Annotated in this window: 24 protein-coding genes; 10 read left to right on the forward strand and 14 right to left on the reverse strand. The window is 63.5% G+C overall.

The window, feature by feature from the left end:
• Nucleotides 1–18: 18 nt before the first annotated feature.
• The 3 genes from RYH70_RS19045 to RYH70_RS19055 all read right to left on the reverse strand — a co-directional run bounded on the left by RYH70_RS19045 (nucleotide 19) and on the right by RYH70_RS19055 (nucleotide 2,889).
• Nucleotides 19–1,188 (reverse strand): efflux RND transporter periplasmic adaptor subunit, encoded by a 1,170-nt coding sequence (locus tag RYH70_RS19045; protein ID WP_022994851.1) that lies wholly within the window; start codon nucleotides 1,186–1,188, stop codon nucleotides 19–21.
• A complete protein-coding gene (locus tag RYH70_RS19050; protein ID WP_317009515.1) occupies nucleotides 1,185–2,459 on the reverse strand; it encodes a TolC family protein in 1,275 nt (424 codons plus the stop codon). Before RYH70_RS19050 ends, RYH70_RS19045 begins: the two co-directional genes overlap by 4 nt.
• A 112-nt stretch (nucleotides 2,460–2,571) precedes the next feature.
• Nucleotides 2,572–2,889, reverse strand: coding sequence for a hypothetical protein (locus RYH70_RS19055; RefSeq protein ID WP_317009516.1), 318 nt, complete (start codon nucleotides 2,887–2,889; stop codon nucleotides 2,572–2,574).
• Nucleotides 2,890–3,055: 166 nt separating this feature from the next.
• Here RYH70_RS19055 and RYH70_RS19060 point away from each other — a divergent pair, with 166 nt between their 5' ends.
• From RYH70_RS19060 to RYH70_RS19080, 5 genes are all read left to right on the forward strand, one after another.
• On the forward strand, nucleotides 3,056–3,475 hold the full coding sequence (locus tag RYH70_RS19060) for a PaaI family thioesterase (protein WP_022994848.1): 420 nt from the start codon (nucleotides 3,056–3,058) through the stop codon (nucleotides 3,473–3,475).
• A gap of 21 nt (nucleotides 3,476–3,496) precedes the next feature.
• Entirely contained in the window at nucleotides 3,497–4,495 is a 999-nt protein-coding gene (trpS, locus tag RYH70_RS19065; RefSeq protein WP_284455407.1) for a tryptophan--tRNA ligase, read from the forward strand.
• Nucleotides 4,496–4,613: 118 nt separating this feature from the next.
• Nucleotides 4,614–5,702, forward strand: coding sequence for a bifunctional DNA-binding transcriptional regulator/O6-methylguanine-DNA methyltransferase Ada (ada, locus tag RYH70_RS19070; protein WP_022994846.1), 1,089 nt, complete (start codon nucleotides 4,614–4,616; stop codon nucleotides 5,700–5,702).
• A complete protein-coding gene (locus RYH70_RS19075; RefSeq protein ID WP_317009517.1) occupies nucleotides 5,699–6,406 on the forward strand; it encodes a 2OG-Fe(II) oxygenase in 708 nt (235 codons plus the stop codon). The genes ada and RYH70_RS19075 overlap by 4 nt, the downstream gene beginning before the upstream one ends.
• Before the next feature lie 47 nt (nucleotides 6,407–6,453).
• Entirely contained in the window at nucleotides 6,454–7,236 is a 783-nt protein-coding gene (locus RYH70_RS19080; protein WP_014996405.1) for an SDR family NAD(P)-dependent oxidoreductase, read from the forward strand.
• A gap of 47 nt (nucleotides 7,237–7,283) precedes the next feature.
• On the opposite strand, the gene RYH70_RS19085 is transcribed toward RYH70_RS19080, so the two are convergent.
• From RYH70_RS19085 to RYH70_RS19095, 3 genes are read right to left on the reverse strand one after another with little or no spacing between them, the layout of a single operon-like run.
• On the reverse strand, nucleotides 7,284–7,613 hold the full coding sequence (locus RYH70_RS19085) for a DUF3325 domain-containing protein (RefSeq protein ID WP_022994844.1): 330 nt from the start codon (nucleotides 7,611–7,613) through the stop codon (nucleotides 7,284–7,286).
• Nucleotides 7,606–9,276 carry a PepSY-associated TM helix domain-containing protein gene (locus RYH70_RS19090; protein ID WP_233925399.1) on the reverse strand — a complete coding sequence of 557 codons (1,671 nt, stop codon included), beginning with the start codon at nucleotides 9,274–9,276 and terminating at the stop codon, nucleotides 7,606–7,608. Before RYH70_RS19090 ends, RYH70_RS19085 begins: the two co-directional genes overlap by 8 nt.
• Nucleotides 9,277–9,294: 18 nt before the next feature.
• Nucleotides 9,295–9,591 (reverse strand): hypothetical protein, encoded by a 297-nt coding sequence (locus RYH70_RS19095; protein WP_055100460.1) that lies wholly within the window; start codon nucleotides 9,589–9,591, stop codon nucleotides 9,295–9,297.
• Between the two features lie 244 nt (nucleotides 9,592–9,835).
• Here RYH70_RS19095 and RYH70_RS19100 point away from each other — a divergent pair, with 244 nt between their 5' ends.
• Nucleotides 9,836–10,441 (forward strand): RBBP9/YdeN family alpha/beta hydrolase, encoded by a 606-nt coding sequence (locus RYH70_RS19100; protein WP_080531673.1) that lies wholly within the window; start codon nucleotides 9,836–9,838, stop codon nucleotides 10,439–10,441.
• A gap of 176 nt (nucleotides 10,442–10,617) precedes the next feature.
• Here RYH70_RS19100 and ahpF read toward each other — a convergent pair whose 3' ends face one another.
• The 8 genes from ahpF to RYH70_RS19140 all read right to left on the reverse strand — a co-directional run bounded on the left by ahpF (nucleotide 10,618) and on the right by RYH70_RS19140 (nucleotide 18,341).
• Nucleotides 10,618–12,189, reverse strand: coding sequence for an alkyl hydroperoxide reductase subunit F (gene ahpF / locus RYH70_RS19105; RefSeq protein WP_317009518.1), 1,572 nt, complete (start codon nucleotides 12,187–12,189; stop codon nucleotides 10,618–10,620).
• An 85-nt stretch (nucleotides 12,190–12,274) separates the two neighbouring features.
• Entirely contained in the window at nucleotides 12,275–12,838 is a 564-nt protein-coding gene (gene ahpC / locus RYH70_RS19110) for an alkyl hydroperoxide reductase subunit C (RefSeq protein WP_317009519.1), read from the reverse strand.
• A 398-nt stretch (nucleotides 12,839–13,236) separates the two neighbouring features.
• The gene (locus RYH70_RS19115; RefSeq protein ID WP_317009520.1) at nucleotides 13,237–14,289 is read right to left on the reverse strand and encodes a sulfate/molybdate ABC transporter ATP-binding protein; all 1,053 of its coding nucleotides are present in this window, start codon (nucleotides 14,287–14,289) and stop codon (nucleotides 13,237–13,239) included.
• Entirely contained in the window at nucleotides 14,286–15,194 is a 909-nt protein-coding gene (gene cysW / locus RYH70_RS19120; protein ID WP_317009521.1) for a sulfate ABC transporter permease subunit CysW, read from the reverse strand. The genes RYH70_RS19115 and cysW overlap by 4 nt, the downstream gene beginning before the upstream one ends.
• 1 nt (nucleotide 15,195) lies before the next feature.
• The gene (gene cysT / locus RYH70_RS19125) at nucleotides 15,196–16,023 is read right to left on the reverse strand and encodes a sulfate ABC transporter permease subunit CysT (RefSeq protein WP_317009522.1); all 828 of its coding nucleotides are present in this window, start codon (nucleotides 16,021–16,023) and stop codon (nucleotides 15,196–15,198) included.
• 12 nt (nucleotides 16,024–16,035) lie between these two features.
• On the reverse strand, nucleotides 16,036–17,028 hold the full coding sequence (locus RYH70_RS19130) for a sulfate ABC transporter substrate-binding protein (protein ID WP_449355851.1): 993 nt from the start codon (nucleotides 17,026–17,028) through the stop codon (nucleotides 16,036–16,038).
• 99 nt (nucleotides 17,029–17,127) lie between these two features.
• Nucleotides 17,128–17,301 (reverse strand): YezD family protein, encoded by a 174-nt coding sequence (locus RYH70_RS19135; protein ID WP_080531678.1) that lies wholly within the window; start codon nucleotides 17,299–17,301, stop codon nucleotides 17,128–17,130.
• A 35-nt stretch (nucleotides 17,302–17,336) separates the two neighbouring features.
• The gene (locus tag RYH70_RS19140) at nucleotides 17,337–18,341 is read right to left on the reverse strand and encodes a porin (RefSeq protein ID WP_317009524.1); all 1,005 of its coding nucleotides are present in this window, start codon (nucleotides 18,339–18,341) and stop codon (nucleotides 17,337–17,339) included.
• A 208-nt stretch (nucleotides 18,342–18,549) separates the two neighbouring features.
• Between RYH70_RS19140 and RYH70_RS19145 the strand changes: the two genes are divergently transcribed.
• From RYH70_RS19145 to RYH70_RS19160, 4 genes are all read left to right on the forward strand, one after another.
• The gene (locus RYH70_RS19145) at nucleotides 18,550–19,350 is read left to right on the forward strand and encodes an EAL domain-containing protein (RefSeq protein WP_063141067.1); all 801 of its coding nucleotides are present in this window, start codon (nucleotides 18,550–18,552) and stop codon (nucleotides 19,348–19,350) included.
• 128 nt (nucleotides 19,351–19,478) lie between these two features.
• Nucleotides 19,479–20,033, forward strand: coding sequence for an RBBP9/YdeN family alpha/beta hydrolase (locus tag RYH70_RS19150; protein ID WP_022994838.1), 555 nt, complete (start codon nucleotides 19,479–19,481; stop codon nucleotides 20,031–20,033).
• Between the two features lie 66 nt (nucleotides 20,034–20,099).
• A complete protein-coding gene (locus RYH70_RS19155; protein ID WP_317009525.1) occupies nucleotides 20,100–21,713 on the forward strand; it encodes a methyl-accepting chemotaxis protein in 1,614 nt (537 codons plus the stop codon).
• 45 nt (nucleotides 21,714–21,758) lie between these two features.
• Nucleotides 21,759–22,094, forward strand: coding sequence for a hypothetical protein (locus RYH70_RS19160; protein WP_316308938.1), 336 nt, complete (start codon nucleotides 21,759–21,761; stop codon nucleotides 22,092–22,094).
• Nucleotides 22,095–22,110 lie beyond the last annotated feature (16 nt).

Here is a 22,110-nt window from a genome sequence, read left to right on the forward strand (position 1 = left end):
GCTGGATCCGAGCGGCCGTTAGTGGGCGTGCACATCGAAGCCTGATTTGGCCTGTTCGCTGGCGAGGAAGAAGGCCCCCCGGGTAACGATCCTGGTGCCCGCCGGCAGCCCCTCGACCACACGGGCCCCTTCCAGCGCTTGTCCCGGAGAGACTTCACGGGCCTCGTAAATACCCGGCTTCTCCTCCACGAAGACTTGCCAGTCGCCATCGCCACCACGGGTCAGGGCCTCTTCCGGCACCACCAAGGCGTTGTCCGATAGCGGCAGTACCAATTCCACATCAGCGAACATCCCCGGATGGAGCAGATGGTTTTCGTTGGGAACGCGAATACGGACTTCCATGGTTCGGGTCACGGGATCGAGCCGGTGACCGGAGAGAATCACCTCGCCGTCCACCAGGGTCTCACCGACTCGTACCCGGGCCGGCGTACCGGTATCGACTCTGAGCCCCGGCTGCGGCGGCAACGCCGCTTCCGCCCACAATTCAGCCTCGTCCACCAGCGTAATCAGCGGACTGCCGGCGGCGAGCCACTGGCCTTGCTGGAAGGCATCGCTGAGAACCAGCCCGGCATCCGGTGCACGCAACGTATAAACACCGGCGTCTCCTTTACCCTTCTCGATGTCCGCCAGATCCGCATCGGCAAGCCCGTAACCACGCCCCCGTGCCTTCAGGTCCTGGTAACGGCCCTGTACATCCAGGTAACGCTGATTGCCCACCGTGGCACGGCCAAGACTACGAACCCGGCGCCATTCGTCGGACACCGCTCGCAACTCGGCCTGCAGGGTAGCCATCTCGGCGCTAAACAGGGTGGCGACAGGGTCGCCTTTCTCCAGGTGCTGACCCAGGGTGGCGGAGCGCGACAGCACCTGGGAATCCACCCGCACCGGTACTTCCCAGGTGCGATACAGATTACTGGTGATTTCCGCCGGCAAACGCAGCGAACGGGTCGCGCTGGCGGCAGGTTGCAGGGTGATCACTTGCAGCCCGAGCATGCGCCGCTGCGCCTCGGTCAGCGTCAGATCATCACCATGCCCATTTGCTTCGCCGGCGGACTCTTCCTGGCCATGCTCATGCTCGGCGGCACCGGCACCATCGTCATGCCCTTCGCCTTGATCCGCCCAAACCGACGAAAAGGCCAGCAGCAACAGGCAAAGTCCCACTCTTTTTCTCGTGATCACATTTTTCATGATTGTCCTCCCTGCCCCCGGTTACCGGCGGCCAACATCTCGATCCAGCTATCCAATTGCGCGCTTTGATAAAGCCATTCCAGCCACGCCTTTTGCATCGACTCGCGCAGAGCGATGCCGGCCAATAGCGCGTCCTGACGCTGGTTGAGGCCTTGCAGATAGTCCTGGGTGGTGATTTCTCCCAGTTGCCAGGTGCGCTGCAACAAGTCGGCGGAATCCGCCAGGCGAGTGCCGGACAGTTCCCGCCAGGACAACCAGCGGGCGCGGCGTTGCCGGTAATCAATCAGCGCGCCTTCGACTTCGGCGCTCAACGCCCGCTGCTGCTGATCCAGCAGGGCCTGTTGCGCGTCGCCGTCAGCCAGCGCCGCCTGGTACTCCGCCTTGCCGGTATTGAACAGCGGCAGTGGCAGGCTGAAATCCAGCCCCCACAGATTGTCCTCACCTTCCCGGCCGACGGTGACACCGAGAGTGGGATCAGTGCGGCGTTGCTTGCCGGCCAGTTCCACTTGGCGTTCCGCCGCCATCACCTGCAGACGAGCCAGACGCAGGTCATAACTGTCCTTCGCACGGCCGGCATCCATCACCACGGAACCGTCCGCCTCCCATAGCCCGGCATCCGGCAACGGGTAGTCCGGCACGTTCTGGTTGAATACGGCGCGCAAGCGGGTCTCGGCGGCGGTGGCTTCACTTTCCGCGTCGGCCAGAGCTTGCTGGGTCCGGCCCAGGGCCAGATACGACAACTGCGCGCTCATGCGCCCCAGATCACCGGCGCGCTCGCGCTTGCGTACCAGCGCCAGCAGATCCGACAGGCGCTGCTCCTGCTCGCGAACGCCTTGCAGGCGGGCCTGGGCGGCGTCATAGGCGGCCAAAGCGGAAAGCACATCCACCGCCAATCGTGCCCGCGCCTTTTCGGCGCGGACTTCCGCCAGCTGCGCCTGCACGTCACCAAGGCGGGCACTACTGCGCCCCTTACCGGACCAGTCCAGGGTCTGCCCCAAACCGACGGTGCGGGTGGTTTCGGCGCTGTTTTCGTAGCCGATATTCAGTTCCGGGTTGTACAGAGGCTGCGACTGGGCGCGGGCCTCGGCCCGATCACGCTGCAGGCGGGCTTCAATGGCGCGGCTGGCGGGCAGCTCCGCCATCTCGCGGTTGACCCAGCGCGCCCAGGTGCGGGTATCCGCGGCAGCGGGCGCCACCAGCAGCACCGCCAGGCAGGCAACGCCCATGGCGCGCAGAGGCCGCGCCCTTGCAGAAAGGATAGGCATCATCATGACTCCGAATCAGGGCCCGCCGGAATCGGTTCGCGGGCCCGAATCAATGGACACGGGCAGCCTCCGGCTTAACGCCGGTAGCGGTTCCCGTGGACAAAAGCGATGTCAGGAGTCAGACGATGGGAGGCCGGTACGGTGAGGAAGGGGGCGGCACCGGCAGAGCAGGTGCCCGGCTGTCCGCCAGTACCGGCAAGGGCGCCCGGGCGCTCTGCTCGACGGCGGGGGAGGCCATGAAGCCGTGACACTGACAGCAGTGCTGGGCGCCACCATGGTGCTCGGCGCCGGCATTCTGGTCCGGTTGATCCAGGGCCGCGGTCAGTTCTTGGCCGTCCCTCACTGGCACCCGCTCATGACTGGCCACGTCCGTCACCAGCACATGAAAGCTGGTCACGCACAGCAGCAGCAAAGCCATATAACGTCGAAGTACCATGGCGGATCCATACCGGCAAAGAAACACGATTCACGCACGAGGCGCGGTCGCGCCTGAGTATGCTTGGAACCGGTGTACCATGACAAGTTCCCTGGCCCTCTTGCAGTTTCCTTCCGGCACGGCATAGTGAGCCGCCATGTTGAGAGCCTGAGAGGTCACCGTCACCATGGACACAAGCACCCTGATTGATACTATCCTGGCCCGCCCTCTGCACCGCGCCTGCGGCCTGAACCTGGTGCGCAGCGCCGATGGCGAGAGCGAGGTCACCCTGGAGCTGAATGAATTCACGCTGGGCCCCACCGGCGATCTGCACGGCGGCATACTCTACGCCTTTTTTGACGTAGCCAGTTTTCTCGCCCTGCTTTCGGTGTTGCCGGAGGACCGCTACGCGGTATCCATCGAGACCCATACCAGCTTGCTGCGCGGCGCCAGCGGCGAAGGAAGGATCGTGATCCGCACGCGTGTGGACCGGCTCGGCCGTACCCTGGCGTCGATGCGTGGCGAAGCCTTCTTCCAGGCCGCGGACGGCACCGAAAAGCTGATTGCCACCGGCTCGGTAACCAAGGCGGTGGTGGCCAAAGGCTGATATCCATACAGAGGAAACCCGATGACCGACAAGATTCTCACCGGCGACCGCCCCACCGGCCAATTGCATCTCGGCCATTACGTGGGCTCCCTGCGCACCCGGGTGGAACTGCAGAACCAACACCCGCAGACCATTTTGATCGCCGACATGCAGGGCCTCACCGACAACGGCCACAATCCGGCCAAGGTGGCCGAGAACATTCTCAATGTGCTGGCCGACTATCTGGCGGTGGGCATCGATCCGCAACGCACCACCCTGTGCCTGCAATCCGGCCTGCCAGCGCTGGCCGAACTGACCCAGTTCTACGCCAACCTGGTGACGGTATCACGGCTGGAACGCAACCCGACGGTGAAAGCGGAGATCGCCAGCAAGGAGTTCGGCGCCTCCATTCCGGCCGGCTTCCTGACCTACCCGATCAGCCAGGCCGCCGACATCACCGCCTTCCGCGCCACCCTGGTACCGGTGGGCGATGACCAGTTGCCGATGATCGAGCAGACCAACGAGGTGGTACGCAAGGTCAATAACGTGGCCGGCCAGGAGTTGCTGGTGGAGTGCCGCGCGCTGATCGGCAAGGCTTCCCGTTTGCCCGGCGTCGATGGCAAGGCGAAGATGTCCAAATCACTAGGCAACGCGCTGGTGCTGGGCGCCAGCGAAAAGGACATCGCCAAGGCGGTGAAGAAGATGTACACCGACCCCGGCCATCTGCGCATCGAGGACCCGGGTAAGGTGGAAGGCAATGTGGTGTTCACCTATCTGGACGCCTTCCATCCGGATGAAGCCCTGGTGGCGGGCCTCAAGGAACACTATCAGCGCGGTGGCCTGGGCGACGGACAGGTGAAGAAAGTTCTGGAAGAATGTCTGCAGGAGCTGCTGGCGCCGATCCGCGAACGCCGGGAACGTTTCATCGCCGACAAGGGGGAATTGATGCGTATCCTCCAGGCCGGCACGCAGGCGGCACGGGAAGAAACCGGAGTAGTGCTGCAGGATCTGAAAAAGGCTTTCGGTTTGCCGATCCTCTGACCCTCTCCCGGGCGGCGGATTCGAAAGCAAGGAACGGAGCGTCACGCCGCTCCCGCCGCCCTACTCTGGCTCTGTCCATGCCGGCATGCCCGGCGATCCGGTTTCCCAGGAGGCAGCCATGAACAGAGCAGCAAGCAAACAGCAACAGGCCGAGGCCACCCTTGCCGATCCGCGCTGGCAGGCCCTGGTAGCACGCGATGCCAACGCCGACGGCCATTTCTACTACGCCGTCATCACCACCGGGGTTTACTGCCTGCCGTCCTGCGCGGCACGGCGGGCGCGGCCGGAGAATGTGCGCTTCTTCGACAACCGCGAGCAGGCCGAGTCCGCCGGCTTTCGCCCCTGCGCGCGCTGCCGCCCGGATCAGACGGCACCGGCGCATCTGACGGCGATCATCGACGCCTGCCGCCATATGGAACAGGCGGAAACACCGCCGACCCTGAATCAGCTGGCGGAACAGGCCGGTCTCAGCCCCCATCACTTTCATCGGGTGTTCAAACGGATCCTCGGCGTCACTCCCAAGGGCTACGCCAGCGCCATACGGGCACGCCAGCTGCGCGAGGGTCTGCAACGGGATGGCCGTATCACCGATGCCATCTTCGACGCCGGCTACAACAGCAGCGGCCGTTTTTACACCCAGGCCCGGGCTCTGCTGGGCATGGAGCCGGCCCGCTTCCGCGATGGCGGCAACGGTGAACGTATCGAGGTGGCCTTGGGGCAGTGCTCACTCGGGGCCCTGCTGGTGGCACGCAGTGGCCAGGGCATTTGCGCCATCGCCCTCGGCGATGACGCCGACACCTTGCTGCGCGAATGTCAGGATCATTTTCCCAAGGCCGACCTGCGGCCCGGCGGCGACCGGTTCGACGCCCTGGTGGCCAGGGTGGCGGCCTTGATGGAGCACCCGGAACAAGAACCGGACCTGCCGCTGGATATTCGCGGCACCGCCTTCCAGCAAAAGGTGTGGCAAGCGTTGCGCCGGGTGCCGGCCGGAGAAACCCTGAGCTACGCCGAACTGGCCAGACGCATCGGTTCGCCGAAGGCGGTGCGCGCGGTGGCCGGCGCCTGCGCCAATAATCCGCTGGCGGTGGTGATCCCCTGTCACCGCGTGGTGCGCAGCGACGGCGACGTGTCCGGCTACCGCTGGGGCGTGGAGCGTAAACGCGCGCTGCTGGAGCGGGAGACCGGTGCACAAGAGGCCCGTTCATGACACCACGGCAACGTCTGGAACAAGTAGATTGGCCGGCACTGGAACAGCACCTCGATGATCAGGGCCACGCGGTTATCCCCGGCCTGCTCGACGCCGGCGAGTGCACCGGGCTGGCGGCGCTGTACGCGGAAACGGACCGTTTCCGCTCGCGGGTGGTGATGGCCCGTCACGGCTTTGGCAGGGGCGAGTACCAGTACTTCGCCTATCCGCTGCCGACGCTGGTCGACACCTTGCGTCAGGACCTCTATCCACGGCTGGTACCGATAGCCAATCGCTGGCAGGCCCGCCTGGGCAAGGCCCGGCGGTTTCCAGCGCAGCACCGCGCTTACCTGGCTCAATGCCATGACGGCGGCCAATGCCGCCCCACGCCCCTGCTGCTGCGTTACCGGCCCGGCGATTACAACTGTCTGCATCAGGATCTCTACGGCGAGAACTGGTTTCCACTGCAAGTGGCGGTGTTGCTGTCGGCACCGGGCGAACAGTTCGAAGGCGGCGAGTTCGTGCTCACCGAACAGCGTCCGCGCCGCCAATCCCGGGCCATAGTGCCGCCGCTGCGACAGGGCGACGCCCTGGTGTTCGCGGTCAATCAAAGACCGGTGGCCGGGCAACGTGGGGATTACCGGGTCACTCTGCGCCACGGCGTCAGCGAACTTCGCCGTGGTGAACGCTATACTCTCGGGCTGATCTTTCATGACGCCGCCTGAGTGAGCCCGTTTCGGGGCCACCGGCGGCCCTGACTCGGGAGCTCCACATGCAAATAAAAAACGCCGTCGCTCTGATCACCGGCTCGTCCTCCGGCATCGGCGCCGCCACCGCCCGCCTGTTCGCCGAATACGGCTGCAACGTGGTCATCAACTACAGCCGTAACGAGGCGGGGGCGCAGAAAGTGGCCGACGATTGCCGCGCCCTCGGCGTGGAAGCCCTGGTGGTGCAGGCGGACGTCAGCCGCGATGAGGATTGCCGGGCACTGGTGCAGGCCACGCTGGATCAGTTCGGCCGTCTCAACATTCTCGTCAACAACGCCGGCACCACCCTGTTCTGCGCTCATGAAAACCTGGACGGTCTCAGCGCCGACGACTTCCTCAACATTTACCGGGTCAACACCGTCGGCCCGTATCAGATGGTGCGGGCGGCGGAAAAAGCACTGCGCGACAGCGGCGTTGCCCACGTCGTCAACATGGCCTCCATCGCCGGGCTGGCCGGGGTCGGCAGCTCCATCGCCTACGCCGCCTCCAAGGGCGCGCTGCTGACCATGACCAAATCCCTGGCGCGGGTGATGGGCCCGCAGGTGCGCGTCAATGCCATCTGTCCGGGCTTCGTGCAAGGGGAATGGCTGGCCCAGGGCCTGGGCCAGGAGCGCTATGACGCGCTGTTGGAGCAAACCAAAAGGGGCGCCGCGCTGAATGACGCCGCGTCACCGGAAACCGTGGCGCAGGCGGTACTGGGCCTGGTCATCGGCGGCGACCTGAGCACCGGCGAAGCATTGCTGGTGGACGGCGGCAGCCATCTCAACGCCAGCGGCGTAAAACGCTAGGGAACCCGGTCTGGGACTGCTGGCCTACGCGGCCTTTCCGGTGCCGATCAACCGGTCTGCCGCCGTGGCGGCCGTGCCGCCAGCAGCGCCAGCCAGTGCGGACGCCAGGACAGTGCGAACGCCACGATCAGGGCCGCGCCGGCCAGGGACATGATCCACACCAGGGCCGCCATGGTCGGATGATCCACTTGCAGGCACAGGATCAGCGACAGCGCCAGCGCGACACCGCCAAACAGCCTCAACCCGCGGGCGGAAGCCACGCCACGGGCCTGCTTGCCGCAGGCCTGTTTCCAATGCACATCCAACGCCAGGGCAAACCAGCCCAGGCCAATCACGCTGAGCAGCAAGGCCGCCAGCAACAGAACATTCTCAGGCATGGGCGGCCTCCCCGGACAGCTCGCCGCTGTCCGCCGGCTGCGGACGGGCACGGCGCTGCAGACGCCGCGCGGTAAGCACCGCCACCAGCGCACTCACCAACATGAACAGATCCACCCCCGCCACCGGCCAATAACCGGCACTCAGGGTTTTCAACAGATGGTCGCCGGTGGTGATCCAGTTGAGCACCACCGCGCTCACCGCCAGCACGGCGATGGCCCAGCACTGCTCGCCCCAGGCCGGCGCCAGCCTGGCCCGGGCCACCGGCGCTGTGCGCCAGAACGCGTGCACCATCGCCAGCCCCCATATGCCCCAGAAGCAATACTGTTCCCAGGTGCCCCGGGCCGGCAGGCTCACCGGCAGCAATCGGTTGGCAATCAAAATGCCAAGCGTGGCGATCAGCATGCCGGTAACCGTGGTCACCGCCAGGGCGTCCACCACCCGCGAACCGATCTGGCCGCGTTTGGCATGCTGGCGCTTGCGTTTCTCCACGAAGAACAGGAAACCGGTGGCGATACAGGCGCAGCCGGTAAGACCGCCAAGCACGTAAAGCCAGCGCAACAACCAATGGCGGAAATGCTGCAAATGCAGACCGGTGAGGAACTCATCGATCCGTTCCACCGCCGATGGCGGCGGGTCCTCGCGCAGCACTTCACCGGTGGAGGCGTTGAAGTGAATGCCTTCCCCGGTGAGGGCAATGCGGTCGGTACCGGCGCGGTAAATGCTCACGTAACCATTGGCGTCACCAACGTGCTGCAACGCCAGAAAGCCCACATCACCGGCCATGTCCCTGGCCGCCCAGCGGCGCTGGGCCTCCGCCACCATCGCGTCCACCGAAGCGATTGGCGCGGCGACGCCGGCCCGTTCGTGGGGTAAGCCGGTTTCCTGGGACTCCATCACTTCGTGCAGATCATGCAGAGGTTCCAACTGCGTATGAGTGACCGGGAAATAGATGCCCGCGAAAATCACCAGCCCGGTGAACGCGAACATAAAATGGAATGGCAGCGCCACCACACCGGTCAGGTTGTGCAGATCGAGAATACTGCGCTGATTGCTTTTGTTCGGCCGGAAGGTGAACAGCTCGCGGAACAGCTTGCGGTGCATGATCACTCCAGTGACCAGTGCCACCAGCATGATCAGCGCCGCCAGCCCGACAATCCAGTAGCCCAGATCCTTCCAATGCAGATTGAGGCTGTAGTGCAGCGGATAGAAGAAGCGGCTGCCGATCTTCAGTTGATCGTCCGGCAGGGACTCGCCGGTGCGCGGATCGATGGTGCGGGTGCCCCACACCAGCTCGTCCGGGTTGTGGGCGTTGGGCACCTGGTAGCCGGCGAACAGTCCCAGCACCGGGTCCCGGTGCGTGGTGTAGGCCCCCCAGCGCACCGGCGTGTCGAAATGTTCCGGCATCGGCCCATCCACCCGGGAGCGCATCTGGTCGACGCTTTCCCTGGAGGGCTGCATGTCCTCGAACACCGGTTTCAGGATCTCGTCAAAGGACGGCATCGGCTGCGGCTCGAAGCGGCTCTCCGGAATCGCCCAGCGGTCGATTTCCCGATCGAACACCGACAGCGAACCGAAGAAGAACACCATCATCAGCACGAAGCCCAGGAACAGCCCGAACCAGGTGTGGACCCAGGCCATGGCGAGACGGAAATTCTGAAACATGGGGAGCTCCTCTTCCGGTCACACCAGCGCGTGTTGAATGAGAGACGCCAGCGCCGCCATCAAGGCGCCACCACCGGCCAGAACCAGCCATACCCGGCGCGAATCACGGGCGGCGAAGCTCCACAAGAAGGTCACCAGGTAGAGCATAAAGGCCAACAGGCTGAACAGATGCTCGGCGTCATGGAAAGGCATGCCGGCGGCGAAGGCGGCGGCCACGCCCAGCGCGATGAAGCCCCAGGCGAACACATAGCCGCCAAGCAGGGCGGCGGCAATGCGGGAAAGCCGTTGCGCGTGGGACACGATTGCGGTGCTCATGGTCTTCCTGTCCGGGACACCGGGGGCATCCTGTTCGCGGGTTGATGGAATGCCGCAAATGATACTCGATCGCAAACACTAATGAAATTCGCCCCAGAATGGCGGCGCCCGCATGGACACGCGGATCATTCGACAGGCCCGCCCATATATTTCAATTTTGAATATGTATTCAATTATTTATTACTTTTAAGTTTTTCAGCAAACGATACCCTGTGTGGACATCCATTCCGGCAGGAACCCATCCATGTCCCTCGAACATCTGATCATCCCCGGTTGGCATGGCTCCGGTCAGGACCATTGGCAAAGCCATTGGCAGGCCCGATTACCCACGAGCCGCCGCACCCGCGTGCGCGACTGGCAATTGCCGGACCGGGAAGACTGGATCGAAGCCCTGCACCATCTGGTCAGTACCAGTACTGCTGACCGCGTGATTCTGATCGCCCACAGTCTCGGCTGCGTCACCGTCGCGCATTGGGCCCGCCGCCATGGCCAACAATGGGCCCATCGAGTGGCCGGGGCGTTGCTGGTGGCGCCAGCGGACGTGGAACGGGATACCGCACCAGCGGCGTTGCGCGGTTTTGCCCCAGTGCCCATGGAGCCGCTGCCGTTCCGATCGATCCTGATCGGTTCCAGCAACGACCGTGCCGCCAGCGCCGCCCGGGCGGAGCACTTCGCCGAGGAATGGGGCAGTGACTTCGAGTTATTGGAAGGCGTGGGGCACATCAACGTGGCTTCCGGTCACCACCACTGGGACGAGGGCCGCCGTTATCTGCGGCGGCTGACCGCGGAGCGTCCTGCGATGCCGACGGCGCCGCGCATCACTCCTTCCGCTGTCTCCCAGGCGTATTGATGGATCGCGGTCCAGGGGCGATGAATTGGCAACTACATTCGCGGCCAAGGCCGCTTCCCACAGAAGTCTCTTAAGCGCTGTGGGAAGCGGCCTTGGCCGCGAATAGGGCATATCAGTTGTGTGGACAGGGCTGGGGCTGCCCCACGATTGTGGGGCAGCTTTTATCCCGCCAAGGATCAGGCGGCGTCACTCACCGAGGTGCGGATCAGGTGGTCGAAGGCGCTCAACGCGGCCTTGGCCCCTTCGCCCATGGCGATGACGATCTGCTTGTACGGCACCGTGGTGACGTCACCGGCGGCGTAGATGCCGGGAATGGACGTCTCGCCGCGAGCGTCGGTGATGATCTCGCCGTGGCGGGACAACTCCACCGTGCCCTTGAGCCAGTCGGTGTTGGGCACCAGACCGATCTGCACGAACACGCCAGCCAGCTCCACGCGGTGCTCTTCACCACTGTCGCGGTCCTTGTACAGCAGGCCGTTCACCTTGGCGCCGTCACCGGTGATCTCGGTGGTCTGAGCATTCACGTGCACGGTGACGTTGGCCAGGCTGTGCAGTTTCTTCTGCAGCACGGCATCGGCGCGCAACTTGGTGTCGAATTCCAGCAGCGTCACATGCTCGACGATGCCGGCCAGATCGATGGCCGCTTCCACGCCGGAGTTACCGCCGCCGATCACCGCCACGCTCTTGCCTTTGAACAGCGGGCCGTCACAGTGCGGGCAGTAGGCCACGCCGCGTCCCCGGTACTCTTTCTCTCCGGGCACGTTCACTTCGCGCCAGCGGGCGCCAGTGGCCAGAATCAGCGTCTTCGTTTTGAGGCTGGCACCGGAGGCGAAACGGACTTCATGCAAGCCGCCTTCGCTGTCCGCCGGAATCAGCTGCTCCGCGCGCTGCAGATTCATGATGTCCACGTCGTATTCACGGACATGCTGCTCCAGCGCCGTGGCCAGTTTCGGCCCCTCGGTTTCCTTCACCGAAATGAAGTTCTCGATGGCCATGGTGTCCAGCACCTGGCCGCCAAAGCGCTCGGCGGCGACACCGGTGCGGATACCTTTACGGGCGGCGTAGATGGCGCTGGCGGCACCGGCGGGTCCACCGCCCACCACCAGCACATCGAAGGCCTCCTTGGCGTTCAGTTTCTCGGCATCACGCTCGGCGGCGCCGGTATCCAGTTTGGCGAGGATTTCCTCCAGCCCCATACGGCCCTGGCCGAATTCTTCGCCGTTCAGGAACACACTGGGCACCGCCATCACCTGGCGCTGATCGACTTCGTCCTGGAACAGGGCGCCGTCGATGGCCACGTGTTTGATGTTCGGGTTCAGTACCGCCATCAGGTTCAACGCCTGGACCACGTCCGGGCAGTTCTGGCAGGACAGGGAAAAATAGGTTTCGAAGCGAAAGTCGCCTTGCAGCGCTTGCACTTGCTCGATCACCTCGTCGCTGACCTTGGGCGGATGGCCACCCACTTGCAACAGCGCCAGCACCAGCGAGGTGAATTCATGGCCCATGGGAATACCGGCGAATCGCAGGCTGATATCACCACCAACGCGGTTCAGACTGAATGAGGGCCGGCGCTCGTCATCGCCGTCTTCACGCAGGGTGATCTTGTCGGACATCGCCTCGATTTCGCGCAGCAGCTCCGACAGCTCCCGGGATTTGTCGCCATCATCCAGGGACGCGACCATTTCAAACGGTTGCGCGATGCGCTCCATGTAGGATTGCAATTGGGTTTTCAGGTTGGCGTCCAGCATGCTGGCGGTCTCCATGAACGATTAACAGGATGTCGATTAAAACCCGGGCCCGTGGGCCCGGGATTGATCCATGCCCGTGGCGGGATCAGATTTTGCCGACCAGATCCAGGGACGGAGCCAGGGTGGCTTCGCCTTCTTTCCATTTGGCCGGGCACACTTCGCCAGGATGGGCACGCACGTACTGAGCGGCTTTCACCTTGCGCAGCAGATCTTCGGCGTCACGGCCGATGCCTTCGGCGGTGATTTCAACGGCTTGAATGATGCCGTCCGGGTCAACGATGAAGGTGCCACGGTTGGCCAGGCCTTCGTTTTCGCGCAGCACTTCGAAGTTACGGCTGATCTGCATGGTCGGATCGCCGATCATGGTGTACTTGATCTTGGCGATGGTCTCGGAGCTGTCGTGCCATGCTTTGTGGGTGAAGTGGGTGTCGGTGGAGACGGAGTAGATTTCCACGCCCATTTTCTGGAACTCTTCGTAGTGATCGGCCACGTCGCCCAGCTCGGTGGGGCAAACGAAGGTGAAATCGGCCGGGTAGAAGAAGAACACTCCCCACTTGCCTTTCAGGTCGGCTTCGGTCACTTCGATGAATTTACCGTCCTTGAACGCCTGGGCTTTGAACGGCTTGATTTCGGTATTGATTACAGACATGTCTTACTCCTTTCGAAGGGTTGTCAACTTGACGGAGAGAAGCATAACGCCGGCGACGCGATATTCATAATGGATAGGCAGAATGGCCGCGATTGGTTTTTCCTATTCATATAAATAACCGCCGGCTCCCGGGTCTCCCCTGGGGCAGACGGTCTCCATGAGCGGTCGTCCGTGCTTCATCTTCATTACCATCAGTGACAATGGCAAGACGATGCCCTGAATCAAGGAAGAAGTGAGCACTGAATCCGCCATTGGACCAGGGCAGGTCCCGGGTGGCGCTGGTAAGCGTCAAATCGAGGTCTTTTAGTGCTAAACGGCCATTGCTGCCCGAGCAAGGCGGGACAGCAATGGCCGATGGAGCGCGCAGGCATTGCGCCAGCTCGCGCTCAGTTCACGCGTTACCCCGCAAACACCCTCGCGGCACGCGGCAGTGCCTTCACCGGCTCGCCAACCTGAAACGGCCAGCGACCACCACTGTGAGGCAATTCCACCTGCAACGAGGTGTCACCGTCCGGTATCCGTACGCTGACCCGTAACGCCGCGCCGACCTGGGACACACTTTCCACCCGTACGGCCACCCCTTCCCCCTGGTCACCGGCCTGCAACTGGATATCGTGGGGGCGGATATAGCCGGTCACCTGGCGCGGTTCCGATTGACCGAACTCGGGAGCGGGCACCCGCAGGCCGGCCAGTTCCGCCCAGCCGTCGGCGGCGTGGCCGGACAGCCGGTTGGCATCACCGATAAAGCCGTATACGAACGGGGACGCCGGCGCGTTATAGATTTCCTGGGGTGTGCCCACCTGCTCGACCCGCCCCTGGTTGATCACCACGATACGGTCCGCCACTTCCATCGCCTCTTCCTGATCGTGGGTGACGAAGATCGAGGTCACGTGCAGTTCATCGTGCAACCGCCGTAACCAGCCCCGCAGGTCCTTGCGCACGCGCGCATCCAGGGCCCCGAACGGCTCGTCAAGTAACAGCACCTGTGGCTCCACCGCCAGCGCCCGGGCCAGAGCGATGCGCTGGCGTTGCCCGCCGGATAACTGATCCGGGTAACGGTCCGCCAGCCAGTCCAGTTGCACCAGTTCCAGCAACCGATGCACGCGTTCGGCGATCTCCCCCCGAGAAGGCCTTTGCCGGCGCGGGCGCACGGTCAGGCCGAAGGCGACGTTGTCGAACACGGTCATATGACGGAACAGCGCATAATGCTGAAATACGAAGCCGACGCCCCGTTCGCGCACATGGGTGAAAGTGGCGTCCTCACCGGAAAACAGCACCGCGCCGCTGTCCGGGTATTCAAGCCCGGCGATGATCCGCAGCAGGGTGGTCTTGCCGCACCCGGACGGCCCCAGCAGCGCCACCAGCTCGCCGCTGTTGAAAGTCAGCGAGACATCGTCCAGCGCCTTGAAGTGACCAAAGGTTTTCCGCAAATCACGGACCTGAATGCTCATGAGACCTCCTGACGGGCGGCGGCGCGCGCGGCACGCTCGCGGTCCCGTTGATGCTTGAATTCAAGGAAGGATTTCGCCACCAGAGTGATCACCGCCAGCAACGCCAACAGCGACGCCACGGCGAACGCAGCGGCGAACTGGTACTCGTTGTAGAGAATCTCCACATGCAAGGGCAGCGTATTGGTCTTGCCGCGGATATGCCCCGACACCACGCTGACCGCACCGAATTCGCCCATGGCGCGGGCATTACACAGAATGATGCCGTACAGCAGCCCCCACTTGATCGACGGCAGGGTGACGCGGCGGAACGTTTGCCAACCGCTGGCCCCAAGCGTCAACGCCGCTTCCTCCTGACTGACGCCCTGCTCCTGCATCAACGGGATCAGCTCCCGGGCCACGAACGGAAAGGTCACGAACACCGTGGCCAGCACGATGCCCGGCACCGCGTAAATGATCGACAGGTTGTGTTCTTCCAGCCAGGGGCCGAGCCAGCCCCGCGAGCCGAACACCAGCACGTAAATCAAACCGGCGATCACCGGCGACACCGCGAACGGCAGGTCGACCAGGGTGATCAGCACCTGCTTGCCGCGAAACTGGAACTTGGTCAGGCTCCAGGCGGCGGCGAGGCCGAACACCACGTTCAAAGGTACCGCCAGACCGGCGGCGATCAACGTCAGCTTCACCGCGTGCCAGGCGTCCGGCTCGGTCAACGCCGCCAGATAAGCCCGCCAGCCTTTGGAGAACGCCTCCTGGAACACCAGAACCAGAGGCACCACCAGAAACACACCAAGAAACGCCAGCGCCAGGGCGGTCAGCAAGATTCGCAACCAGGCGGCCTCGGTCACCGCCCGACGGGTGACCGCCGCGTTGGCCGGCGTGGACAGGGAAGACACCGCACCACTCATTTCAACCTCCCCCCTGCCGGCGCAGATTCCAGTACTGCAATGCGTTGATGGCGAGCAGCAGAATGAACGAGAACACCAGCATCGTCACACCCAGCGCCGAAGCACCGGCATAATCGTACTGCTCCAGTTTGCTGTAGATCAGCAGCGGGGTGATTTCGGTGCGGTACGGCATGTTGCCGCTGATGAACACCACCGAGCCGTACTCCCCCACGGCCCGGGCGAAGGACAGCGCGAACCCGGTGAGCAAGGCCGGCACCAGCGCCGGCAGCAGGACCCGCCGGAACGTCTGCCAACGGTTGGCACCGAGGCTGGCGGCGGCTTCTTCCAGCTCCCGCTCCAGCCCTTCGAGCACCGGCTGCACCGTGCGCACCACGAACGGCAGACCGATGAAGGTCAGCGCCACGACAATGCCGGCGGGGGCATAGGCCACTTTGAATCCCCACCAGCCTTCCAGGTACTGGCCGAACCAGCCGTTGCGGCCATACAGCGCGGTCAGGGCGATGCCGGCCACCGCCGTGGGCAAGGCAAACGGCAAGTCCACCAGGGCGTCGGCGATGCGTTTGCCTGGAAAGGTGTAACGCACCAGCACCCAGGCCACCAGCAGACCGAACACCAGGTTGATCAGCGCCGCCACCAGGGAAGCGCCAAAACTCAGTTTGTAACTCGCCACCGCCTGCGGATGACTGACCACCGCCCAGAACGTTTCCGCGCCCAGGGAGATCCCGCTGGCGGCCAGCGCCGCCAGCGGGATGAACACGATCAGACTGGTGTAGAGCGTGGCGTATCCCAAGGACAACCCGAAGCCGGGTATGACTCGGTTTCGTGACATGAGGTTATCCGCTCACCGGGGTTGGTAAATGTGATCGAATACGCCACCGTCGTTGAAGTGCGCCTCTTGCGCCTTCTGCCAGCCGCCAAAGGCGCTGTCCACGGTGATCAGATTCACTTCAGGGAAGGCGTCGGCGTACTCACGAGCCACTTCCGGATCGCTGGGGCGGTAGTAGTGTTCCGCCGCCAGCTTCTGGCCAACCGGGGTATAGAGGTACTCCAAATAGGCTTTGGCCACGTCGGTGGTGCCATGCTTTTCGGCGTTCTTGTCGACCACCGTCACCGGCGGTTCGGCCAGAATGGACACCGAAGGCACCACGATCTCGAACTCACCCTTGCCCAGTTCGTTGATCGCCAACAGTGCTTCGTTTTCCCAGGCCAGCAGCACATCGCCAATCCCCCGCTGCACGAAGGTGGTGGTGGAGCCACGGGCGCCGGAGTCCAGCACCGGGACCTGCTGGTAGAGTTTAGTGACGAAGTCCCTGGCGGCGTCCTCGGAACCGTACTTCTCCTTGGCGTAGGCCCAACCGGCCAGGTAATTCCAGCGTGCGCCGCCGGAGGTCTTCGGATTCGGCGTGATCACCTCGACCCCTGGCTTCACCAGGTCGTCCCAATCCTTGAGGTCCTTCGGGTTGCCCTTGCGTACCAGAAACACAATGGTGGACGTATAAGGCGAGCTGTTATTGGGCAACCGTTTCTGCCAGTCGGCGGGAATCCTGCCGGTCTTCTCGGCGATGGCGTCAATGTCGTAGGCCAGCGCCAGGGTCACCACGTCCGCTTCCAGGCCATCGATGACCGCGCGGGTCTGTTTGCCAGCGCCACCGTGGGACTGGCGCACCACCAGCGTTTCGCCGGTTTCTTCCTTCCAGTGATTGATAAACTCTTTATTGAACGCTTCGTACAACTCCCGGGTGGGGTCGTAGGACACGTTGAGAATTTCCCGGTCCGCCAGGGCCGGAGAGGACAGAGCCAGGCCGAGCGCGGCCGCGGCAAAAAAGCGAGTCAACTTCACGATGCAGTCTCCACAAAAATCGGGTGTCACGAATGCGTTGGAGACCTCCGGTGGTCCGGTCGGCCGCAAGCCGGATTGCGTTGTTTCAACCGCTCAACGCGGCTTGTCGAAACGGTATTTTTCCTTGCGTTCCACCTGCACTACCCGGCCCTCGTGGACAATGATTTCCACGGCGCCAAAGCGCAGATCCTTGATCAGCGACGTCACCAGTGTGGCCAGATCCACCTCTTCCGACGCCGGGTTGCGATGCGTGTCAGGCCGAGCCATGTCGCGTACTCCTCGGTTCCGTTCGTTAATGAATGTCAGAATTTAAAGGCCAGACCGGTGCCAACGGCACGGTCCTCGGTGCCGGCCTCATCCCGCTCCAGATTCGACAGATACAGATAAGCCACGGTATTGCGTCCCAGGCTGTAGTCGGCACCGAGAGCCCAGAGCGTCAGCTTTTCGTCGGTCTCTTCACCACGGTTTTCACCACCCTGGGCTTTCAGCGTAAGCCGCTCATCCACATGCCAGGCGGCGCTGATCAGGTAGCCACGATCTTCCAGGTCACTGCCCGGCGCGGTGTCTTTGGCCTGCTGATAAAGCGCGCCCAGCTCCAGGGCCCGCCAGCGATAGGTGGTCACCGCCCGCAGAATGTCCGCCCGGTTGAACCCGTCCACCGCCCGCCGCGCCGCCTGATCTTTTTCGTAGGCAAGAGCGGCATAGAACCCTTTACGTTCCCAGGCCAGGGCCAGGGACACCACATCGGCGAGATCATCGTCCAGCTCGCCATCGTCATCGGTGTCCTCCTGTTCCCCCGGGGAGAACGCGCCGTGCACCGACAAGCCTCCCAGCAGCGTCGGGCTCAGATACTGGATGCTGTTCTTGTTACGGGTCTGCCCGCCAAGGAAATGGTCAATGTCACCGTACAGGTCATTGAACTGATCGACCTTGCCCTCGATGCTTTTCAGCGGGCTGTCGATGTTGCCGGCACGCAGAGTGCCGAAAGCCCCGGCCAGGCCGGCGTAAATGTTACGTTTGCTGAAGGTGTCGTCATCGTCGCCGTCCACGTCGATGCCGTACTCCGCCAGGTAGAGGGCTTTAAGGCCGCCCACCTCAAGATCAAAATCCCCTTTGATCCCCAGGCGCGAGGCGTTGGAATTCAGTTCCCACTGGTCGTTGTCGCCAGCGCTGGCCAGGCTGGCGCCTTCGAAATCCACGTTCTCCAGCGAAACATTGATCTTGCCGTACAAAGCCGGGCCGTTGGCTCCCGCGACCAAAGGCAGTGCCCCCAACAGGCCGATCCCCAGTGCGTTCCCGAGTTTCATTCGGTGTTCTCCAAAACAGCGTTGCGCAGAAGTGAAAAGCAACGCCTCCCGAGGTCGGGTGGGCATCCTTTGTCGATGATGGGGACGATGCTAACGACAAACCGAAAAGATCAAAAAGTAATATATTTCTATTTATTTATTCTTTTTAAACATAAAAGATTTCCCCTTATCCTGGCGATTCCATTGACGTTTCATGGATCGATCCGCCATGCCCTTGAACGACCTCGTCGATTATTTCAATCGTGAACAACGCCGCCAATACGGTGATGCCATTGCCCCTAGAGACACTCTGCGCATGCAGGGTGATGCGGTGGTGGCCGACTACGCCGGCCTGGTTCTGAGCAGCCGCTTCCAGCCGATCCTGCCTCTCTGCCAGGAAGGGGTTTACGGTCATGAGGCGTTGCTGTCGGTACACGGCAAGGGCGGTCCGTTATCACCGCAGGCGCTGTTCATGATTCCCACCAGCGCCGACGAGATTGTCTATCTGGACCGCCTGTGCCGCACGGTGCACGCGTTGAACTTTCTGCTGCAGCCGGACACGGGCGGCCTGCTCTCGTTGAATATCCACCCGCGCCACCTGGCCAGCGTACGGCAGGATCACGGCCTCGCCTTCGAACAGATTCTGCGCCAGTGCGGGCTGACGCCGGAACAGGTGATCCTGGAGATCCGTCACGATCCCACCGGTACCGGAGACCCGCGCCAGGCAGTGGAGAGCTATCGCCGCCACGGCTATCGCATCGCCCTGGATAACGTGACCTCGGCACCGACCGCCACGCTTTGGGACGCATTGGCCCCGAACATGGTGAAACTGGCCCCCGAACTGGAGGCGTCACGGCGTGACATCGTGCTTGATGCCGCCGCACGATTCGGCACGCCGTTCACCCTGCAACTGGGCCTGGCCACTGACCTCGCCCTGCGGCACGGGCTCAGCCACGTGCAGGCGCGCGCGCTGGCACCGCCAGCGGAAGGCCTAACCGGCCCCACCTGGCGGCGGGGCGCCTTCCCTTGAAGGCGCCTCCACCCACCGGCGACACTGGAAAGGGCGGTTGTCATCACCTCTTCCCGCACCGGTAAAGAAAGCGACAACTCCCCTGCCTATGCTGACGCTCCCTCTCCTTATCACTGGGAGCATTGACGATGTCCGCCCGCGATAGCGCCCCCTTCCATGGACTGTTGGTGCCCGGACTGCATGGCAGCGATCCGGATCATTGGCAGCAGCGCTGGCAAACCCATTTACCCTGGCTGCACAGCCTGACCCTGCCGGACTGGCAAAACACCGAGCTGGCCTTCTGGCTGGATCGCCTCGACCTGGCCGCCGACGCTTTACCGTCCCCCTTCGTGCTTATTGCCCATGGCTTCGGCTGTGTGGCCGCGGCTCACTGGAGCGTAACCCGGCCACGGCGGGTATCCGGATTGTTGTTGGTGGCTCCGGCCCTGCCGGAGACTTCGCCGCGACGCCTGCCCGCCCCCCTGACCGTCCCGGCCCGTCTGGTGGCCAGCACCAGCGACCCCTGGATGAGCCTGGATGAAGCCCGCCGCCTGGCCCGGGATTGGGGCTGCGCGTTTCGCAATGGCGGCGATCTGGGTCACATCAACAGTGCCTCCGGTATCGGCGAGTGGCGGCGCGGCTTCGAGGATCTGCGCTGGCTGCTCAGCCAGCGCGTTTCGCGAGGTACCGCCTTGACCGGATAGCGCCTATCAACCTGCGGCCTCTTCTGCCGATAGTTCTCTTGGAGACAACAATAAAGAGGCTCAGATATGAAGCAGTGGACCATGACCCGACAACTGTGGGGCATGCTCGGGTTACTATGGCTGGCGATGCTGCTCCTGGCGGGCTGGACCGCCTGGGAAAACCGCCAGACCATTCTGACCGAGCGCAAGACCGGGCTGTCCCAGTACGTGGATTCAGCCCTCAATGCCATTGACGGACAGGCCCGGCTGGCCGCTTCCGGCGCCATCAGCGAAACCGAGGCCCGGCAGCGCGCCGAGGAACTGATTCGCGATATGACCTATGACGAAGGGCGTGGTTATCTGTACGCCTTCGATGAGAATCACCGGATGTTGACCCACCCCAGTCTCGCCAAGGGTACCAACATGTGGGACTACCAGAACGAGGAAGGGCGCTATCTGTTCCGGGAGTTCATGGAGGCGGTGAAAAACGGAGACGGGTTCGTCGATTACCTGTGGGTGCATCCCGGCCAGGAAGGCCTGGCGAAAAAGTCGTCCCTGCATGTGCATTACCCGCGCTGGGACTGGTACCTGGGCGCCGGCGTCTACATCAACGACATCAACGACGCTTTCTACGCCAGCCTCACTCAATCGCTGCTGTTCCTGTTGGCCCTGGGGATTCCGCTGACACTGCTGATGGGCGCGATCATTCGCGGCGTGCTGCGCCGGCTTGGTGGCGAACCCGGTTACGCCGCCGAAGCGGTGCGCTATATCAGCGAAGGGGACCTGAGCCAACCCACGCGGTTGAAAGACGGTGACACCGGCAGCCTGCTGTTCGACATCGAACGGATGCGTCAGTCCCTTGGCGCCACCGTGGGCGACATTCACCGCAGCGCCGACATCGTCAATACCGCCGTGGAAGACATCAAGGCCGGCAACGATGAGTTGGCCACTCGCACCGAACAGCAAGCCGCCTCACTCACCGAAACCGCCGCCAGCATGGAACAGCTCACCACCACCGTGCAGCAGAACGCGGACCACGCCGAACAGGCGCGGCAACTGGCCAACAGTACCGCCGGCGATGCCCGCCGCGGCAGCGAGGCCATGGATACCGTGATCCAGACTATGGGCAGCATCCACGACAGTGCCGAGCAGATGAGCACCATCGTCGATGCCATCGACGAGATCGCGTTCCAGACCAATATTCTTGCTCTCAACGCTTCCGTGGAAGCGGCCCGCGCCGGCGAGCAGGGCCGCGGGTTCGCGGTGGTGGCGGAAGAAGTGCGCAATCTGGCCAGCCGCAGTGCCGAGGCCGCCGGCGAGATCAAGACCTTGATCGAAAGCGCCGGCGCCCTGGTCGCCACCGGCAGCCAGCAGGTGCGCGGCACCGGCGAGATCATCACCGGCATGGTGGCGGACATTGGCCGTCTCAGCACCCTGGTGAGCGAAATCTCCACCGCCTCCAATGAGCAAAGCCAGGGCATCGGCCAGGCCAACGAAGCCATCACGCAAATGGACATGATGACCCAGCAAAACGCCCGGCTGGTGCAGGAAAGCTTCTCCGCCGCCCAGCGCCTGGCGGACCAGAGCCAGCAACTGCGCCTGTATGTGGCCCGCTTTCAGGTCAAGACCCCGCCACGGACCGGGACAGCGGACGATCACGACCTGCTCCAGAGCGAAAAAGCGGTTCCTGCGCCGGCTTGAATAAGGCTTGACCCGGGGGTGACCCCGGGGTTGTATAAGCACACCATGATTCCCGTTTCCGCCGCCTTCCGGCCCGTGGCAACGCTGCTCGCCGGATTATTGATGGCCTGGGTTCTGCTGAGCCCGGCCCCCGCCATGGCTTCCCACCATGGCGGCGATCACCCCTGCGCCAGCGGCGAGATGCGGGAGCATCATCCCTGCCCTCACCACGCCGGCGACGCGGAAGGCTGCACTTGCCTGCAGGCCTGTCAGGGCGGTGCCTTGACCACCGAGGCCAGTTCGGTCCGAGCACCTCAACGACCCGCCTCGGATCGCCTCGCCTCCCCCGGCCAGCGGTTCGCCGGTTTCCCCACGCCACCGTGGCGCCCGCCGTCCATCTAGACTGTTTTCCCATCGA

Source organism: Alloalcanivorax xenomutans (assembly GCF_032810065.1).
GTDB classification, from domain to species: domain Bacteria; phylum Pseudomonadota; class Gammaproteobacteria; order Pseudomonadales; family Alcanivoracaceae; genus Alloalcanivorax; species Alloalcanivorax xenomutans.